The organism is Pseudomonas sp. NFACC37-1, from assembly GCF_900101575.1.
GTDB lineage: Bacteria > Pseudomonadota > Gammaproteobacteria > Pseudomonadales > Pseudomonadaceae > Aquipseudomonas > Aquipseudomonas fluorescens_AA.
The window spans coordinates 488,967-504,364 of sequence record NZ_FMUZ01000002.1; the positions used below are offsets into that span (position 1 = coordinate 488,967).

A 15,398-nucleotide genomic window follows, 5' to 3' on the forward strand; every position below is an offset into this window, starting at 1 on the left:
CATGGTCGACCGTTGCCGCTACCGTTGCTGTGTGTTGCTGGGTCTGTATACCGGTTGGGCGTTGATCGATCCGTTGTGGGCCGCCGAGGGTGGCCTGAGCCTCACCGCCGCCTACGACGCTTCGCGCCTCAACGATCCGACCGTGCAATCGGCGGCTCACGCTTTTGAAGCTTCGCGGCATGAAGAGGACATCGGTCGTGGTGGCCTCTACCCGCAAGTGTCGCTGACCTCGCGCTACGGCTACGGCGGACGTACCGACGGCGGTGACGACAGCACTTACGTCAACAGCAACGATTACCAGGCGAACAACGTCACCCTGGCGGCGCAGCAGCCGCTCTACGACAAGGCCCGCTGGGCGGCGTACCAGGAAGGCAAGGCACGAGGGCAACTGGGTACCCAGGTGTTCGACGTGGCCGGTCAGACCTTGTATGACCGGGTGGCAAAGGGGTATTTCGACGTCGCCCGGGCCGAGAACGAGATCAAGCTGATCCAGCAGCAAAAGGCGGCCATCCAAGGCTTGGTCATCCAGAGCAAAAAACTGTACGAGGGCGGCCAGGGCGCGATCACCGATATCGATGAGGCTCAGGCGCGGCTCGACCTGGTGCAAGCCCAGGAGGCTGAAGCCCAGGCGCGCCGCGTGGCCGCCTTGCGGGCTTTGTCCGGGCGGGCCAGCGTGCCCATCGATGACATCCTGCCGATGCGCGAAGAACTGGCCGCCGGTAGCCCGATCCCGCCGGAGCAGGACTTGCCGTACTGGACGGCGATTGCCCGCCAGGCCAGTCCCGAGCTGGCCGCCCGGCTGGCGGCAGTGAAAGTCGCCGAAGCCCAGGCCGACAGTCAGCGCGCCGGGCATTATCCGACCCTGTCGTTGACCACTCAATTGACCCGCCGGGAAACCCGTCAATACCAGGAACTCGACCCGCGCCAGGACACCTATTACGTGGGCGTGCAACTGGACATTCCGCTGTATCGCGGCGGGGCGGTACGGGCCTCGGTGGCCAAGGCCGAAGCACAACTGGCCGGGGCCCAGTCCGATTACGACGTACAGCGCCAACAACTGGCTGAAGACATCGAGGCGGATTACCTGGGCGTCGTCGCCGGGTTCACCAAGAGCAAGGCGATGCAGCGGGCGGTAGAGTCCAACCAGCGAGCACTGGCTTCGACGGAAAAAGGCTTCCAGGGTGGCGTGCGTTCCACGGTGGATATTCTTGATGCGCAACAGCGGCTGTTCCAGGCCCGCCGGGACCTGCTCAATACCAAGCTCGACATGCTGCAAAGCTATGTGAGCCTGCACACCCACACCGGCCAGATGAACCGCGCGGTGCTGGAGCAGGTGCAAAGCCTGTTCTAGACAATCCAGGGTTCAAGTTCGCCACAAAAACTGTCCAGGCGCTGTGCTTGCCTTCAATCTTTCAGGCACAGCACGACCCCTGTGGGACCCGAGCTTGCTCGCGATAGCGGTGGGTCAGTCAGCATCCATGCTGGATGTGCTGCCGTCATCGCGAGCAAGCTCGCTCCCACAGTTTGATCTCCCACAGTCTAATCTGGGGGCCAATCCCCCTTGTGGGTGCTTGCTTCAGGCGGTGAAGTCGCTGGCGTGCAGCTCCTTGACGCCCACCAGTTCGAATTCGAACTCGGGGGTGGCGTCGGCGTTGGTACTGCCGGAGAGGATGCCATCGACGAAGCGCAACTGGCCGGTGGCGTTGGTGGCGTCGAAGGCATTGCTGCCGATGAACGTGAAGGCATCAACCGTGGCGGTCAGCGGGTTGGCGTCCAGGCCGGTGAGGTCCAACTTGTCGAACTCCGCGCTCTTGAAGCCGCTGATCACATCGCGCAAAGCCCCGACGCCCATGTCCGACAGCGCGCCAAACGCGTAGGTGTCCGCGCCCGTGCCACCGGTGAGGTTGTCGGTGCCCGCGCCGCCGATCAACCGGTCATCGCCCGAACCGCCCACCAGCGTATCGTTGCCGGCTCCTCCGTCGAGGACGTTCCCTGCACTGTTTCCCGACAGGGTGTCGGCATAGGCGCTTCCCGTCAGGTTCTCGATGAATTTCAAGGTATCGAGCCCGGAACCCACCGTGTTTTGTTGCGCAGACGTCGAGAGGTTCACCGTAACACCGGACAGGGCTCGTTCGAACGATACCGTATCGTTGCCATCGCGCCCGTCCAGGATGTTGTTGCCGGCGCCGGCGAACAGCGTGTTGTCCAGCGCGTTGCCCGTGCCGTTGGCGGCGCCAGTGCTGTCGATGTACAGGTTTTCGACATTGTTGCCCAAGGTATAGGCCGCCAGACTGCTGTGCACGCTGTCGATCCCGCCCGTCATCGCATTGCCGTTGGTCTCGATCACGCTGTCGTCGGCATTGTCGACAAAGTAACTGTCGTTGCCGTCGCCACCGCTCATGCTGTCGGCCCCGGCGGCGCCATCGAGCACGTTATGGGCGGCGTTGCCGGTGATGAAGTTACGCCGCTCGTTACCGGTGCCGTCGATCTCCGATATGCCGGTGAGTACCAGGTTTTCGAGGTTTGCGCCCAGGGTCCAACTGACCGAAGCCTGCACGGTGTCGATCTGCGAGGCCGAGGTGTTGGTTTCCACCACACTGTCGAACGCGTTGTCGACCACGTAGATGTCGTTACCATCGCCGCCGGTCATGGTGTCGGCGCCCAGGTCGCCATCGATCGTGTCGTTGCCCGAGCTGCCCACCAGGGTGTCATCCTGGTCGGTGCCGGAGATCATCCCGCCCTGGTTCTGGGCATTGTCGAAAATGTCCTGCACGCTGTTGTTGTCGTTGGGGTTGCCCTGGAAGCCCAGGTCATCGGCGATGTAATCCGCCAGGCGCTGGCCGACGATCTCCGCCGATTCTTCGTGCAGGTGCCAGACGTCATCGGGGTATACCAGCGGATCGACTTCATAGCGCAAGGGCAGGTCGGTGTAGTCCACCGCCAGCTTGACGTCGGCACGTTCGGCGGCCATGGCCTCCTGGGCGGCGCGGACATAACCGACGCCTTCGACGATGGAGGCAATCTTCTCTTCCGAGTAACCCCGGGCTCGGGCCGCATCCTGCTCGTAGTGACCGGTCTCCATCAGGTACACACTGAAATTGCCAAACTGGGCGTGCAGGTAATCGAAGACTTTCAGGGTCGCGGCTTTGTACGCCGCTGCCGCCGCGGCCTTGTCCGTGGCGCGGGCGATTTCCTGGGCGGCTTCCTCGCCCTGGCCCCAGATGATGCCCATGGTGACGTTGTCGATCGACTGCAGCTCGGTGCGCTGGTCACGCAGCAGCGTCACTGCCCGCAACAGTGCCGGCCCGGGTTGGTTGGTGTCTGTCAGCCACCAGCACAACTGGAGTTCCTCGGGGCTGAGAGTGGACAGGCCGTTGACCGTGCTGCCGCCGACCGCGATGTCGATACCGTTGCCATCGGCATCGGTGAACTGGCTGCGCACGTCGTAGGTGGTGTAGCGGTTCAGGTCATTGACCAGCATCGAAGTGCCGGATTGGTCGTCGTCCTCGGTCATGCGCAGCAGGCGCGCATTGGATTGGCCGAGGGTGGGCAGGTAGAGAATGTCCTGCTGGGCACGCTCGCCGAAGACGAAGTCGTTGGCGGTGAGGGTATTGAGGTAGTTGCCGTTGAGGGCGATCTCGAAGCGATTGCCATCGGCGTCAGCTTCGGCGGACTTGACGTAGGTCTTGTCGCCGGCCGCGTTCAGGGTCATGTACAACGTGCCGTTGCTGCCATCGCCGAGGCCGAGAAAGCCCAGCCCCGAAACGTCGATTTTGTCGACGCCAACGGTGAAGTCATAAATCGTGTCGGTGGCCGTGACACCACCGGTGTCGTAGTCGCGGTAGCTGTCGGACAGGTTGCTGTAGCGAAACGTGTCGGCGCCATCGCCACCGTACAACGAGTCCCGTCCGGCACCGCCGTCGACGATGTCCGCGCCGGTGCCGGCCTTGATCGTATCGTTGCCGCCGAGGCCGAGGATCAGGTCCGCGCCTGTCGTGCCGTTGAGGGTTTCGCCATTGTTGGTGCCGGTAATGGTGTTGGCGGGCGCATCGGCCACCACGAGGCTGAAGTTGTCGCTGACCGAGGCACCCGAGGGATCGGTGGCCTTGACCAGTATGTCGTAGTTGCCCGCGGCGGTGCTGGTTGGCGTGCCGCTGAAGGTCAGGCTGGTGGCATTGAAACTCAGCCAGGTGGGCAGGGCGGTGCCGTTGGCGAGGGTCGCGGTATAGGTCAGCACATCCTGGTTGGCGTCGGTGAAGCTGTTGCTCGCCACGGTGTATTTGAATGGCGTGGTTTCACTGGCGTTCTGGTCCAGGAGTGGGGTGGCCACGACCGGGGCCACGTTGGTGGGGTTGGTCTGGTCGGCGAAGACGAAGTGACTGGCCGTCAGGCTGCTGACGAAGTTGCCCGCCATCGAGACCTCGAACCGGTTGCCATTGGCGTCGACCGTGAGGTCCTTGAGGTAGGTGCGGTTGGTCGACGAACTGTAAGTGACCTGCAGAGTGCCGTTGAGCCCGTTGCCCAGGCCGGTATAGCCGAGGGCCGACACGTCGATCTTGTCGGCGGCCACATCGAAGTCGAGGATCTGGTCACTGGCGCTGGTGGAACTGGTGCGGTAGCTATCGAGTTTCGAGGTGTAGCGGAACACATCGGCGCCAGTGCCACCGGTGAGTTTGTCGACCCCGGTGCCACCGACCAAAATGTCGTTGCCGGCGCCGCCATTGAGGGTGTCGTTGCCCGCGCCACCGAACAGTTGCTCATTGGCCGCGGTGCCGGTCAGGGTGTCGTTGTTCGGCGTGCCATTGATCACAATGGCTGTAGGGACGTCCTGCACGGCGAGGGTAAAACTGTCACTGACGGTGGCGTTGCTGCCATCGGTGGCCGTGACCTGGATCGAGTAGGTGCCCGACGCGGTGTCGGGAGGCGTGCCGTTGAAGGTGCGAGTGGCGGCATCGAAGGTCAGCCAACTGGGCAGGGGGTCGCCGTTGGCGAGCTTGGCGGTGTAGCTCAGGCTGTCGTTATCCGGATCGGTGAAGCTGGTGGCCGGCACCACGTAGCTGAACGGGGTGTTTTCGGTGGCGTTCTGATCCACCAGCGGCGTAGCCAGCACGGGCGCCTGGTTGGTCGGCGACGTGGTGGCGAAGACGAAGTTGGCGCTGGTCAGGGTATTGAGGTAATTACCGTCCAGTGCCACTTCGAAGCGGTTGCCATTGGCGTCGGCTTCCAGGGATTTGATGTAGGTCTTGGTGCCGGCGCTGTTGAGCACCAGGTACACGGTGTTGTTCTTGCCATCCCCCAGGCCGGTGAACCCCATGGCCGAGAGGTCGATCTTGTCGGCGCTGACGTTGAAGTCGGTGATCAGGTCGCCCAGGTTGGCGCCGCCGGTGTTGTAGTTGCGGTAGCTGTCCAGGCGATTGGCGAACACAAAGGTATCCGCCCCTGCGCCACCGGTGAGGGTGTCCATGCCGGCACCGCCGTCGAGCTTGTCGTCGCCAGCGCCGCCACTGAGGCTGTCATTGCCCGCCAGGCCGAGCAAGGTGTCGGCCGCATCGCTGCCCAACAGCGAGTCGCTGCCGCTGGTGCCGGTGATCACCCGGTTGAAGATGAAGTTGCTGGCGGTCAGGGTACTGGCCAGGTTGCCCGAGAGGATCAGCTCGAAACGATTGCCGCTGGCATCGGCGTCGAAGTCCTTGATGTAGGTGCGGTCGCTGCTGGCGTTGTAGCTGACTTGCAAGGTGCCGCCACGGCCGTTGCCCAGGCCGGTGAAACCGAGGCCGGCGAGGTCGATCTTGTCCTGGGTGACGTCGAAGTCGGTGATGGTGTCATCGAAGCTGGTGGTCGCGTTGCGGTAACTGTCCGACTGAGCGACGAACCGGAACGTATCGGCGCCAGTGCCGCCGGTGAGTTTGTCGACGCCTGCGCCACCGACGAGGATGTCGCCGCCGGCCGCGCCATTGATGGTGTCGTTGCCCGCGCCGCCATAGAAAATCTCGCTCGCGGCACTGCCGAGCAGGGTGTCGTTGCCCGCAGTGCCTTGTACGGTGGTCATCGGTACCGTGGCGCTGACGTAGCTGCCGTCGCCATAGACCAGCGTGGCGCCCTTGCTGGTGTGGCTGATGGTGTTGGCAATGATGGCGTTGCGGTCGGTGCCGTCTTCATTGCGCTCTGCAACACCGTAGGTCGACAGGTCGCTGCCGCTGATGATGTTGCCCTGGATGAGGTTATCGCTGCCGTTGAAGTACTTGCCGGACACGCCCAGGGTGTCGTCGTAGGACTGGATGATGATTTCCGGTACGGCACTGCCCAGGGAGTTGTTGTTGAGGGTGTTGTCGATGACCTCGACGTGGTTGCTGCCATAGATGCGGATCCCGGCGCTGGCGTTGTCATGGATGTCGACGCCCGTGACGGTCACTTCGCTGGAGAGCTTGACCAGCACTCCCTCGGCACCGTTGCCATACACCTCGCCGCCGGTGATGGTGATGTTGCTGGGCGAGGGAATGTCCTCGCTGCCGCGCTGCACCACGATGCCATTGCCGCCGTTGTCGTAGGCGACGTTATTGGTCAGGGTGAAATCGTGGGTGCTGGTGACGACGTTGAAGCCGTGGCGGTCGTTGTTGTAGGCGATGTTGTTTTCGAAGGTGCTGTCGCTGAGGAAGTCGGCGACGAAACCGTCCAGGCCGTTGCCGTGGGACACGCTGTTCTTGATGACCATGTTGACGGTTTGCTCGTGGGGGTCGAAGCCGTACCCGGAGCAATCCTTGATCTCGACGCTGTCGAGGGTGACGTTGGAGTCGTAGCCTTCTTCGCCGGGAATGTAGCCGTTGAACCAGCCGTCGACCTTGCCGGTGGTGCTGTCGCGGTTGCCGTCGATGGTGAGGTTGCTCACGCCGAAATCGTGGGTTTCCTCGCCATAGGCCGAGCGAATGATGCCGGTGATCTTGGTGTCGGAACCATCGGCCAGCTTGACCGTGGTGTCGCCCATGCCGTCGCCGTACAGGTAGACGTTGCTCTTGAGCATCAGGCAGCCGTCGGAAGGTTCCTCACCCCCCGAAACGATGTAGGTGCCAGTGGGCATGTACACCTGCCCACCGCCGGCCGCGGCCGCCGCATCGATCGCACTCTGGATGGCTGCTGTGTCGTCTGTGATGCCATCTCCTTTGGCGCCAAAATTTTGTACGTTGAAAATCATGAGCTTATCTCCGTATCAGGCTTAAACCTAGGTAGACGTCAACATTCCATCGACGACCTTCGTGTTATGACCCAACGGAGCGCAAAAGTTGTGACCGCATATCGGGGAAAGTGTCAAAAAGCCGGACTAACTGATCAGCGGTTGTGTGGGATGTGCGCAAGAGCAACGTTCCGTTGACGCTTTCAAGGCCGAACGATGTCTCCTTGTGGGAGCGGGCTTGCTCGCGAAGGCGGCGAATCAGCCGCTACTGCGGTGACTGACACTCCGATTTCGCGAGCAAGCCCGCTCCCACAGGTTCCATGGCGACTGATAGGGTTTTCCTTGATTGGCATCAACCCCACTTCCAGTCCCACGGGATAACCTCGAATAAACCAGCGCCCTGCTGAAAGGGGTGACCGAGGCCCCCATGAGTTATCCGCTGTTCCTGACCTTGCACCTGTTTGCCGCGCTGGTGTTCATCGGCACGGTGTTCTTCGAGGTCCTGTTCCTGGAGAGCATCCGCAAGCAACTGCCCGCCAAGGTCATGGTGTTGCTGGAGCAGGGCATCAGCCGGCGCGCCCGGCAGTTGATGCCTTGGGTACTGCTGGTGCTCTTCGGCGCGGGCGGCGGCATGGTCTGGCTGCGCTATTGGCCGGCATTGTCCTCGCCGTTGCAGTCGTCCTTCGGCGTGCTGCTGGGGCTGAAGATCCTGTTGGCGGGCAGCGTGCTGGGGCATTTCCTCTGGGCCATGTGGCTGTTCAAGCGCGCACGCATGAACGCCCGCTACGTGCACATCATCCATGTCAGCGTGTTCCTGCACATGGTGGCGATCGTGCTGCTGGCCAAGGGCATGTTCTACATCACCTGGTAAGCGCTGGCGGCGGGGCGCAAGGCGCTTGATACAGGTCAAGGTGGCCCGGCGGGTTAGCGCGCAAACTGCCCTGGCACAGCCACTCGGAGATTGTCATGTTCGACCCGTTCCATACTCTCGGCGAGCGACCCTCGGGACGTGCCTCGGGGGTGGCTGATTTCGATTGCCCGGTCGGTACGCGTAGATTCCATACCGGCATCGGGTCCCTCGACCTGCTTCGAGGGTTGCGCACCAGCCGCCAGAAACGACGGCCCCTATCCCTGGCGGTGCACTTGCCGTCGCGTTTGCGGCTGGCGTCGTGTTCGCCCCTTGCCAGCGACTGCCGATGCGGCGAGATCGAGGGCTATCTGCAGCGCCTTTCGTATGAAATGGGTTTGGTCGGTTGCCACCTGGGGGCAGGGCGGCGCGTCGAGCAGTTTTGCCTGACCGGTGGCACACCGGTGATCGCTCATTTGCAGAAGCTGATGGACGATCTGCGCAAGCGCTTTGACTTCAGCGAGTACGACGGTGCCGATCACAGCATCGAAGTGGACCTGCATCACACCGACTGGTCGACCATGGGCCTGATCCGTGACCAGGGTTTCACCCATGTCAGCATCGGCGTGCCCGACATTGGCGTCGACAGCGAGTTGCCGGTCGATTGCTACCAGAACCCGGCGTCGATCCATTCGCTGATCGATGCGGCGCGCACGTTTGGTTTTCGCTCCATCAACATTGACTTGGGCTACGGCCACGCCTGGCAGACGCCCAACAGTTTCGCCCTGAAACTGGCGACGCTGATCGAACTGGAACCGGACCGGCTGCACGTTTTCGACTATGCCCGCGCGCCTTATCGTTATCGCTCGAAGAACGCCGGGGTGGTTGGCGCCGTTTGCAGCACGGCCGACAAGGACGCCATGCGGCGCATCTGTTGCGAACAGTTGATCGGTGCCGGTTATCACTATATCGGCCTGGGCCAGTTCGTCAGGGCCGACGATGACCTGGCGGTAGCCCAGGAGCACGGACGCCTGCATCGCAATTGCCAGGGTTTTACCCGTCACGCTTACTGTGACCACGTGGGCTTCGGTTTGTCGGCCATTACTCAGATCGAGCACCTGTACGTACAGAACACCGATGACCTGCTTCGCTATTGCCAGCAACTGGATGCCGGGCAATTGCCGGTGTGTCGTGGCTGGCGTTGTGAAGCGCAGGACCAGGTCAGCGCGAGCGTGACCGAGCAGCTTTCCTGTGACCTGGAGCTGGACATACCGGCTATCGAAGCGCGTTTCGGCCTGGTGTTTCGCGAGCACTTCGCGTCCGCCTGGCCGTTGCTGGAAGCGTTGCATGACCAGGGATTGATCGAACTGACGAGCCGGTTTATTGGCATCTTGCCCGCCGGGCGCTTGAACGTGGATGCGATCTGCAACCTGTTCGACCCGGCACCGGATGAGAGAAGCCCACACGCTTTTGAAAAGTTGAACCCCTCATGAAGATTGCCTCCGGTTTCAATCGTGCCTTGGTGGAGAAATACGACCGCCCGGGCCCGCGCTACACCTCCTATCCGACGGCCCCGCAGTTCCACCAGGCCTTTGCCATGGACGAATACCGCCAGGCGGCCCAGCGCAGTCACGCGGCTGCGCAGCCCAAGTCGTTGTCGGTGTACATCCATATCCCGTTCTGCCAGAGCCTTTGCTATTACTGCGCGTGCCACAAGATCATCACCCGCAAGACCCATCGCGCCGCCGAATACCTGACCTACCTCAAGCGCGAAATAGCCCTGCAAGCGGCCTTGTTCGACCGCTCGCGCAAACTGACCCAGTTGCATTTGGGCGGGGGCACGCCGACTTACCTGACCCATGGACAATTGGCCGACCTGATGGACTGCCTGCACCAGTCGTTCGACATGGATGACAGCGACGCCCATGAGTTTTCCATCGAGGTCGATCCGCGGACCATCGATGCGCAACAGATCCAAGGCCTGCGCCAACTGGGATTCAATCGCCTGAGCTTTGGCGTCCAGGACTTCGATGCCCAGGTGCAGATTGCCGTCAACCGGGTGCAAAGCGAGGCCCAGGTCGTCGAGCTGGTGGAGGCCGCGCGCCGGGCGCGCTTCAAATCCGTCAGCGTCGACCTGATCTATGGCCTGCCGTTGCAGACCATCGCCAGTTTCGATATCACCTTGAGCAAGATCATCGCCCTGCGGCCAGACCGGATCGCGGCCTACAGCTACGCGCACCTGCCGCAACGGGTTCGGGCGCAACGGATGATTCGCCCCGAAGACATGCCGCCGCCCGAGCGCAAGCTGCAATTGCTGGAACTGACCATCAATCGCCTGACCGAAGCCGGCTACGTCTACATCGGCATGGACCATTTCGCTTTGCCAGATGACGAACTGGTGCGCGCCCGCGCCCAGGGCACCTTGCAGCGCAATTTCCAAGGCTATTCCACCCACGCCGATTGCGACCTGATTGGCCTGGGGGTGTCGTCGATCGGCAAGGTGGGTGACAGCTACAACCAGAACGTCAAGGAGCTTTCCCAGTATTACGCCCGGCTGGATCAAGGCCTGCTTCCGGTGCAGCGCGGTTATCGGCTAAGCGACGATGACCGCCTGCGGCGTGAGGTCATCAGCGAACTGATGTGCCATGGGCGCATCGACTTCGACCGGATAGACAACGCCCACGGCATTCGATTTGGTGAATACTTCGCCGATGCCCTGGAACGACTCCGGGAGCTGGTGCGCGACGGGTTGCTGGACATTCGCGACGATGAGCTGGTGCTGTTGCCCCAGGGCCAATTGATGATGCGCAACGTGGCCATGGCGTTCGACGCATACCTGGAGGCAGGCCAGACAGTCCAGTATTCGCGTACGGTCTGATGACGGCCCGTCTTGTGGCGAGGGGATTTATCCCCGCTGGGCTGCGCAGCAGCCCTGAGATCTGCCGCTGAGGTGCGTCAGCTTGATTGCGTTCAGCTTTTTTGGGCTGCTGCGCAGCCCAACGGGGATAAATCCCCTCGCCACAAGGGCCGGCTGATTGGCGTTGCTATGATCTTTCAGGGCCCGGGTTTCCGGAGGCCGGAATCAGGTCGCGGATCGCATAGAAGCCTTGCACCAGGCGATTCTTGGCCCGGTACTCACACAGGAGCAGCAAGGTATCCGGCATCTGGGAGATGGAAGAGGCATGTTTGACCACCATCGTCTTGCCTCCCGAGCGTAAGCGCACCAGTGCCCCGGGTTCGAATGTGCCCATTTGCAGTCACCTCACAGTCACGTTGCTTGTGCGTTCTACCCAACCCCCACCCAGTGCCTTGTACAGATTGACTTCGGCGAGCAGTTGCGACAGCCGGTCGACGATCAGGGTTTGCTGGGCGTTGAACAACGAGCGTTGGGCATCGAGGAACGTCAGGCTGCTATCCACGCCGATGCGATAACGCCGCTCCGCCAGGCGGTAGTAATCCTGGTTGGCTTGCACCAGATCGCGCTGGGCGAGTAACTGGTCTTTATAGGTCTTGCGTGCCGCCAGGCCATCGGACACTTCCTGGAAGGCGGTCTGGATGGCTTTCTCATATTGCGACACGCGGATGTCTTTCTGGATTTTCGAGTAGTTCAGGCTCGCCCGAAGGCTGCCAGCATTGAAAATCGGCAGGTTGATCTGCGGTTGAAACGTCCAACTGCCCGATCCGCCCTTGAACAGCCCGGACAGTTCCGTACTGGAACTGCCCGCGTTGGCGGTCAGGCTGATGCTGGGGAAAAAGGCGGCACGGGCCGCGCCGATGTTGGCGTTGGCCGATTGCAGCAGGTACTCGGCCTCCAGGATGTCCGGGCGGCGTTGCAGCAAGTCCGAGGGCAGTCCCGCCGGTACTTCTCTGAGCAGGTCCGATGCCAATGGACGGCCGGGCAGGTCGTCGGCGACCGACGTGCCCACCAGCAACGTGAGGTTGTTGAGGTCCTGGGCGACCTGGCGCTGGAACTTCGCCAGGCTGGCCCTGGCGCTTTCCACCGAGGTTCGCGATTGGCTCAGGTTCAAGGCCGAGGCGGTGCCGACCTGGTTACTGCGTTCGGTCAGGCGCAGGCTTTGCTCATAGGACTGGAGCGTGTCCTGGGTCAGCGCCAGCAGTTCCTGGTCGGCACGCCAGGTCAGGTAGGCACTGGCCACGCTGGCCACCAGGCTCAATTGGCTGCTGCGGCGGGCCTCTTCGCTGGACAGATAGATCAGCGACGCCTGGTCGCTGAGGCTGCGTATGCGCCCGAACAGGTCCAGTTCATAAGCGCTGATCCCCAGGGTTGCCGAATACGAACTGCTGATGGCGGCGTTACCGGTTCCGGTGAGGCTGGCCGGCAGGCGCTGGCGCGAACCGGTGCCGTTGGCGCTGATCGTCGGGAAGAGGTCCGCCCGCTGGATCCGATACTGCGCCTGGTAAGCCTCGACGTTCAGCGCCGCTACCCGCAAGTCGCGGTTGTTGGCCAGGGCGCTTTCGATCAGTTGCGCCAGCACCGGATCCTGGAACAGGTCACGCCAACCCTGTTCGGCCGCCAGGGGCCCCGACAAGGCCGGGGCATAGGCCGAGGTTTGCGGATACTGCCCGGCGACCGGTGCGTCGGGCCGTTGGTAGTCCGGGATCAGCGAACAACCGCCCAGCATGAATGCCGCGGCTGCCAGGGGGCTCAAGAGTTTATGCATCGACCTGTTATCTCATTGTGGTGCCTGCCCAGACCCCGCAGGCCCAGGCAGGCGGGTTCTGGCGGGCCGTGCGCGGCGAGCCGTCATGATCCGATCATCCACTTCGCCAGCCCATGCCGCCCACTCACGCCCAGCTTGGCGGCGGCACGCTTGAGGTAGGTTTCGATGGAGCTGTTCTTGACCTGCAGCTTTTCCGCTATCTCCGGCACGGTGCCCCCGGCCAGCAGGCCCAGGCAGACTTCTTTTTCCCGCACGGAAAGGGTGACGTCGCAGGGGCTCAATCGATCATTGAAATCCCGTTGCAACTGGGTCTGTTCGGCGGCATCGAGTGGATGGCCCGTAGCGCTGCCAGAGGCTTTGAAAGATTGGCGATTGAGGTGCGCATGACGCTCGGCCAGGGGCAGCAGTGTTTCGGAAAGGTATTTCAGAAAGGACAGTTCCTGAAGGGAAAAGTCGCGCTGTACCTGAGGGCGTTGCAATGAGATCACACAGCGGCGGTTGGCCTTGCGTGAAATCAGAATGCACTGGTGGGAAGTGCCGAGGCAGTCATTGCCTCTTTCATCTTTCATTCGTGCGTTCAGGTGGATCAGCAGGGCGTCATCGACCTCCAGCACTCTTTTCACCAAAGGGTGATCGTTGCGCTGTATCGCCGTGGTGGGACAGGGGGATTGCATGTGCACGTTTTTTTCCGCACCCGCATACCCCAACAGCTGTACATCGATGACGTTCGACTGGGTGTCGTCGGCTGTCCATTCACTCAATTCGAGTCGACTGACAGGCACCGTTGTTTCGATCATCTGGTGCACGTTGGTCAAGAAACTCTCGTGTCCGACACTTGAAATCAGCTTTCCTAGCTCTACGTAGAGGTGCGATTTTTCTGCACCCTCAATACACGCATGTCGATTCATAGTCCTTATTCCTGCTTACTCGAAAAAACTCCGCATCCGTGATGTCGACGGAAGAAAATCCGACCGCTTCCAAAATGCTTGAGCCTCTTCTGGAGTTGATACTTGGAGCCAATATCGTCTTGTGAACCTATTGACTTAAACGGTTTAGCCGGTAGGGCTATTAGGCGTTTCCATGTGGGAAAAGTCTGTAAGGGAAAACAGGGACATTCCGGGTCAGTCAGTGGGGTGTGGGTTCTTGGATACCTCCGGGCAAAAAACACGTTGGGTCACAGGTTTTTTCCTTTACGCTGATCGCCGCAGGGGACGGCTTTCAGCGCGGCTTAATGAAAATATTCAGATAAATCAAGTGGTTGTATTCTAGGTTCGATTCTCGAGAGGTTGCTTTTTTCATGATTGTCAACGTGGGAATTGTCTTGCAGTAGTGTCCCAATTCCGGAATCCCAGTATGGTGAAGAATTCTCGTTTATCGATTTTCCTCCCGGTGCATGTCGTTTTTTGTCTATATGGGAGTCGCTTTTTGTCATTGACGCTTTAGTGTCATCGGTAATCGGTCGGGTTTCACGCCGTCCCGCCCAGTTCGCTCAGTGACCGTTTCGCCAGGTCATGCGCAGGGCTTGAACGAGAGGAGGTCGATGTTCTTTTTCCGCAAGCTGCTCTGTGGCGCCAGGCGCATATACCATTCTCGAAGCCAGCAGGCGAGGCTCGATTCGGTTTGCTCGATACCGCTCATGAAGCGCGCGGCATTGACGATCCCGTTGGCCCGCGGGTGACGATGGGCCTGGTAGTGCAGCAGCGCGGTGCGCAGGTCTGGCGTTTGCGTCAGTCGATCGGCCAGTACCACGGCATCCTCGATCGCTTGTGCGGCACCTTGGCCCAGGCTGGGCAGCATGGGATGAGCCGCATCGCCCAAGAGCACCACGTGCCCATCGCAGAATTGCTCGACGGGATGGCGGTCCCGGGCATGCATTTTGAGTATGGCGCTCTCGGGGGTGGCCTCGATGGCAGCCACGACTTCCGGCGCCCAGCCGGCGTAGGCCGCGAGCACTTCCTGCTTGCTGATGTTCAAGGCGGCATCCGCCGCATTGTCGTGATTGCAGGTGCCCCACCAATACGCCTGGCCGTCCCCGACATCGCAGAGTCCGAAGCGCTTGCCACGTCCCCAGTAATGCGCCACGTAGCCTTCGGTCATGACCGGATGGCTGAAGGGCGCCACCGCCAGCCAGGCGACATAACCCGATGGGCGGGTTGGGGTTTCGCCGAGCATCTGTTGGCGAATCACCGAGTTCAGGCCATCGGCGCCAATCAACAGATCGGCTTCCTGAAGGCTGCCGTCCTCGAATCGCACCACCACACCATCGGGGCGAGGGTCATACCCCGTGCAGCGCAACCCGGTCGTCAAGGTGTCGGGTGCGAGTTGCTGCGCCAATGCGCGTAGCAATAGCGGGCGCTGGATATTCACACTGGGATGACCCAACTGTTCTCCGATCTCGTGGATCGGCATGCGGGTGATGGCATCGCCCTGGTGCTTCTTGAAGAAGAAGTCGCGGATCACCTGGCCGGCCTGTTCCACCGGAACATGGGCGTCAATCGAGTGCAACGCCGCCATGGCATTGGCCATGACGGACAAGCCGGTGCCACCGGTGCGCAGTGTCTGGGCCGCTTCGAAGACCTTGACCTGCCAGCCCGCGCGCTGCAGCGCGATGGCGGCGGTCAGCCCGCCGATCCCGGCGCCGGCGACAATGGCTTTTTTGGATGCTGTCATGCTGTTTCACCTGTATCGGGCCCGGAACGAC

The 15,398-nt window shown here is 61.6% G+C and carries 9 protein-coding genes; 4 read left to right on the forward strand and 5 right to left on the reverse strand.

Annotated features, from left to right (window positions below; translation table 11 throughout):
- Position 1: 1 nt before the first annotated feature.
- A complete protein-coding gene (locus tag BLP82_RS04325) occupies positions 2-1,351 on the forward strand; it encodes a TolC family outer membrane protein (RefSeq protein WP_092165607.1) in 1,350 nt (449 codons plus the stop codon).
- A 225-nt stretch (positions 1,352-1,576) separates the two neighbouring features.
- On the opposite strand, the gene BLP82_RS04330 is transcribed toward BLP82_RS04325, so the two are convergent.
- The gene (locus tag BLP82_RS04330; protein WP_092165609.1) at positions 1,577-7,189 is read right to left on the reverse strand and encodes a putative Ig domain-containing protein; all 5,613 of its coding nucleotides are present in this window, start codon (positions 7,187-7,189) and stop codon (positions 1,577-1,579) included.
- 406 nt (positions 7,190-7,595) lie between these two features.
- On the opposite strand from BLP82_RS04330, the gene BLP82_RS04335 reads away from it, so the two are divergent.
- The 3 genes from BLP82_RS04335 to hemN all read left to right on the forward strand — a co-directional run bounded on the left by BLP82_RS04335 (position 7,596) and on the right by hemN (position 10,893).
- Positions 7,596-8,039, forward strand: coding sequence for a CopD family copper resistance protein (locus BLP82_RS04335; RefSeq protein WP_092165611.1), 444 nt, complete (start codon positions 7,596-7,598; stop codon positions 8,037-8,039).
- A 95-nt stretch (positions 8,040-8,134) separates the two neighbouring features.
- Entirely contained in the window at positions 8,135-9,508 is a 1,374-nt protein-coding gene (locus tag BLP82_RS04340) for an oxygen-independent coproporphyrinogen III oxidase (protein WP_092165613.1), read from the forward strand.
- Positions 9,505-10,893, forward strand: coding sequence for an oxygen-independent coproporphyrinogen III oxidase (gene hemN, locus BLP82_RS04345; RefSeq protein WP_092165615.1), 1,389 nt, complete (start codon positions 9,505-9,507; stop codon positions 10,891-10,893). Before BLP82_RS04340 ends, hemN begins: the two co-directional genes overlap by 4 nt.
- A 166-nt stretch (positions 10,894-11,059) precedes the next feature.
- Here hemN and BLP82_RS04350 read toward each other — a convergent pair whose 3' ends face one another.
- From BLP82_RS04350 to BLP82_RS04365, 4 genes are all read right to left on the reverse strand, one after another.
- Positions 11,060-11,266 (reverse strand): hypothetical protein, encoded by a 207-nt coding sequence (locus tag BLP82_RS04350; RefSeq protein WP_092165617.1) that lies wholly within the window; start codon positions 11,264-11,266, stop codon positions 11,060-11,062.
- A gap of 6 nt (positions 11,267-11,272) precedes the next feature.
- The gene (adeC, locus tag BLP82_RS04355; RefSeq protein ID WP_092165618.1) at positions 11,273-12,697 is read right to left on the reverse strand and encodes an AdeC/AdeK/OprM family multidrug efflux complex outer membrane factor; all 1,425 of its coding nucleotides are present in this window, start codon (positions 12,695-12,697) and stop codon (positions 11,273-11,275) included.
- An 83-nt stretch (positions 12,698-12,780) separates the two neighbouring features.
- On the reverse strand, positions 12,781-13,605 hold the full coding sequence (locus BLP82_RS04360) for a helix-turn-helix transcriptional regulator (RefSeq protein WP_092165619.1): 825 nt from the start codon (positions 13,603-13,605) through the stop codon (positions 12,781-12,783).
- Between the two features lie 601 nt (positions 13,606-14,206).
- Positions 14,207-15,367: an FAD-dependent monooxygenase gene (locus BLP82_RS04365; RefSeq protein WP_092165620.1), complete on the reverse strand. Its 1,161-nt coding sequence runs from the start codon at positions 15,365-15,367 to the stop codon at positions 14,207-14,209.
- Positions 15,368-15,398 lie beyond the last annotated feature (31 nt).

Coding starts and splice junctions, on each gene's coding strand:
- BLP82_RS04340 (WP_092165613.1), top strand. CDS start 8,135: ATGTTCGACCCGTTCCATACTCTCGGCGAGCGACCCTCGGGACGTGCC.
- BLP82_RS04360 (WP_092165619.1), bottom strand. CDS start 13,605: ATGAATCGACATGCGTGTATTGAGGGTGCAGAAAAATCGCACCTCTAC.
- BLP82_RS04325 (WP_092165607.1), top strand. CDS start 2: ATGGTCGACCGTTGCCGCTACCGTTGCTGTGTGTTGCTGGGTCTGTAT.
- BLP82_RS04335 (WP_092165611.1), top strand. CDS start 7,596: ATGAGTTATCCGCTGTTCCTGACCTTGCACCTGTTTGCCGCGCTGGTG.
- BLP82_RS04350 (WP_092165617.1), bottom strand. CDS start 11,266: ATGGGCACATTCGAACCCGGGGCACTGGTGCGCTTACGCTCGGGAGGC.
- hemN (WP_092165615.1), top strand. CDS start 9,505: ATGAAGATTGCCTCCGGTTTCAATCGTGCCTTGGTGGAGAAATACGAC.
- adeC (WP_092165618.1), bottom strand. CDS start 12,697: ATGCATAAACTCTTGAGCCCCCTGGCAGCCGCGGCATTCATGCTGGGC.
- BLP82_RS04365 (WP_092165620.1), bottom strand. CDS start 15,367: ATGACAGCATCCAAAAAAGCCATTGTCGCCGGCGCCGGGATCGGCGGG.
- BLP82_RS04330 (WP_092165609.1), bottom strand. CDS start 7,189: ATGATTTTCAACGTACAAAATTTTGGCGCCAAAGGAGATGGCATCACA.